This window comes from Nonomuraea zeae (assembly GCF_005889725.1).
GTDB lineage: Bacteria > Actinomycetota > Actinomycetes > Streptosporangiales > Streptosporangiaceae > Nonomuraea > Nonomuraea zeae.
In genome coordinates this window covers 1-2,596 of record NZ_VCKX01000597.1, presented here as the reverse complement: position 1 = coordinate 2,596, position 2,596 = coordinate 1, and the positions used below count along the sequence as shown (strand labels likewise).

Genomic DNA, 2,596 nt, shown 5'->3' with positions numbered 1-2,596 from the left:
GGTCTCAGGGGTGGTCAGGTGGGTTGGGTGAGGGTGACGGCGTCGAGGGAGGTCAGGACGGCGAGTTCGTCGGCGATCGTCCAGACGTCGCTGATCCGGCCGTCGGTGACGGTCAGGATGTCCATGACGCGCAGCTCCACGATGCGGCCCGTCGGCTGGAGCACCCCCGCCGACGTCGCCAACGGCCCCACCTGCTTGCCGCGCACCCGGAACGCGAACGCCAGCTTGTCGTCCGTCCTGACGAGGTCGAGCAGCTCGCGCTCCGGATCCTCGAAGGTCGCCTGCATGGCCCTGGCCCGGGCGACCAGGTCGGCCGCCGTGAGGAGCGCGCCATTGGTGCGTACCGGGTCGGTGTAGAACCGGCGGAACGCCGCTTCCGCCTCGTCCTGAGGCGGGAGCGGGCTCGTCCACAGTCTCAGCAGCGCCTGGATGTCGATGGGCATGCCGCCAGCGTCCCCTTCCGCCGGCCGGTGAGGGAGGCCCAGGCGGGCGGTCAGGACTTGTCGGGGCGGACCCAGATGTCGCGCTCGTGCATCAGCTCGATCTGCCGGTTGATGACCTCTGTCCGGTAGTCGGCATGGTTGTACGGCTTCCGCTCCAGGTACAGGTTCTTCGGATAGATGGGCTTGTCGTAGATCACCCGATACTGCTCGGTCTTCAGGTCCTTGATCCAGTTGTCCCACTGCGCGGTGGACCGGAAGTGCCGCAGCGCTCCGACGTCGATCGTGCCCGCGACCCACGACGAGCCGCCGCTGTAGTCGTGCCGCCCCACGATCTGCCCCTTGTAGTCGACGATCATCGACTGGCCGCCGAAGGTGTCGATCGGGTACTCGGAGTCCTGGTCGAGATAGTAGGTGCCGACGTTGCAGGCGATGAGGTAGGCGTTGTTGTCCAGGGCCCTGGCCCGGTTCTGGACCTCGTAGAGGCCGTTGGCCGTGTGCGGGTGGGGATAGGGCCCGCGGTAGATGATCTCGGCGCCGTTCATGGCCAGGCCGCGGGCGTTCTCCGGGTAGGACGCCTCGTTGGCCATGAGGATGCCGATGCGCCCGATCTCGGTGTCGGCCACGGGGTAGAAGGCGTCGAGCGTCTCGCCGTACAGCTCCACCCAGCGGTCCCACACGTCGTGCGGCGTGACCGAGTGCTCGACCGGCAGCAGCGGCACCGTCTTGTAGTGCTTGAGCACGATCTCGCCCTGCGGGTCGATGATGAAGCCGATGTTGAAGAAGCGGCCGGGGAACTCGGGGTGGCGGGCCTTGGCCTGGCCGATGAGGAAGGCGTCCCACTTGACCGCCAGCTCCGAGAGCCGAGCCGTCTCCGGGCCGGGGACGTCGATGGCGCAGTTGGCCGCGAAGTCCTCGTGGTCCAGGTCGAGCACCTCGTCGTTGAAGCCCTGGAGCGCGCCTTCCGGGATCGCGATCAGCCGGACGGGCAGGTCGAGGCTGGACAGCCACGACGCGGCCTTGATCAGGTGTCCGATGTGGTCAATGTTGTGGGTGATGTCCGCGCGGGAACGGATGCCGCGCATGGTGGGCACCAGCCCGACGGCCTGGTAGGGAGCGGTCATGAGGGGGCACCTCCGGCCAGGATCGTGGTGACGTCGAACTTCTGCTGGGTTCGCGCTTGCCAGGCCCACGGCCGGGGGAGACGTCGTTGTTCAGGGTGTACGCGCCGACGGGCTCACCCATGAGGTCGGGGACCTCGGGGATCGGCGGCCTGCTCTCCATCATGATCAGGAGGCCGCTGACCTTGACTTCATCCGTGCTGCCTGCCGGGGCGATCGACGTGGCGGGTCCGCGCAGGGCGTCGAGCTCGCCGGAGACCAGGTCCTGTTGCGGAGGAACACCATTGTTGGTCTCCAAATCCGGCCGATAACGGCGAAGGTGGAGTCAGCGTAACCGAGCGATCGACGAGCGGCGATGCCCGGCCGGAAAGCGCGCTCACGCCGGCCCGGCACGCGGCGTCAGCCGATGCTGTGGTCGCGGGTCAGCTCGTGATCGTCAGGTCGCGGAGGAGGAAGTAGCTCGCGAGGTCGGTCTGCAGGTAGGCGTGGAACTTCGTGGCCTTGGAACGGGCCGTCTTGTCGGCGGTGACGATCGTGACGATCACGTACTTCTTGGACGCGCCCGAGCGGATCTTGCCGTACGCGTAGTTGGCGTGGGCCTTCTCCTTGCGCCAGCGCACCGCGTCGGAGGAGAGCTTGGCCAGCTTCGCGGCCGTGGTCTTGGCGGCCTGGTCGCTGGGGAAGGCCATCATGACCTGGACCGCCTTGAGGTGCCCGCTGTACGCCGAGTAAGCGACCTCGACGGCGCGGACGCAGTCGTTCTTGGCCAGCACGCCCTCGCCGTCCACCGGGTCGCAGTTGTCATAGGTCCAGCCGCCCACCTTGTCGGCGCTGAACTTCACCCCGCCGAGCCCGAACTTCCAGTCGTCGAACTCGTCGTCGGTGAGCGGCGACCCCGGCTGCGCCCGCTTCGAGGTCGGCGTGGAGTCGGTCGGGGTGGTGCTCGGGTCGGAGCTGGGCGTCTCCGACGGGGTGGCCGACGGCGGGTCGGACTGAGGGGGCGCCGTCGATGCCGTGGGGATGGGCTCCAGGGTG

At 68.1% G+C, this 2,596-nt stretch carries 3 protein-coding genes; all 3 read right to left on the bottom strand.

Annotated features, from left to right (window positions below; genetic code table 11):
* Window positions 1-14: 14 nt before the first annotated feature.
* Complete coding sequence (locus ETD85_RS61585; RefSeq protein ID WP_138698984.1) at window positions 15-443, bottom strand: ester cyclase; 429 nt, start codon at window positions 441-443, stop codon at window positions 15-17.
* 50 nt (window positions 444-493) lie between these two features.
* Complete coding sequence (locus ETD85_RS61580; protein ID WP_138698983.1) at window positions 494-1,564, bottom strand: nitrilase-related carbon-nitrogen hydrolase; 1,071 nt, start codon at window positions 1,562-1,564, stop codon at window positions 494-496.
* A 419-nt stretch (window positions 1,565-1,983) separates the two neighbouring features.
* Window positions 1,984-2,596: hypothetical protein (locus ETD85_RS64255; protein ID WP_240780173.1), on the bottom strand; the 613-nt coding region annotated here is incomplete at its 5' end.

What these genes read in the sequence shown, in the direction of transcription:
- ETD85_RS61585 (WP_138698984.1), bottom strand. Translation starts at nt 443, where the DNA reads ATGCCCATCGACATCCAGGCGCTGCTGAGACTGTGGACGAGCCCGCTC.
- ETD85_RS61580 (WP_138698983.1), bottom strand. Translation starts at nt 1,564, where the DNA reads ATGACCGCTCCCTACCAGGCCGTCGGGCTGGTGCCCACCATGCGCGGC.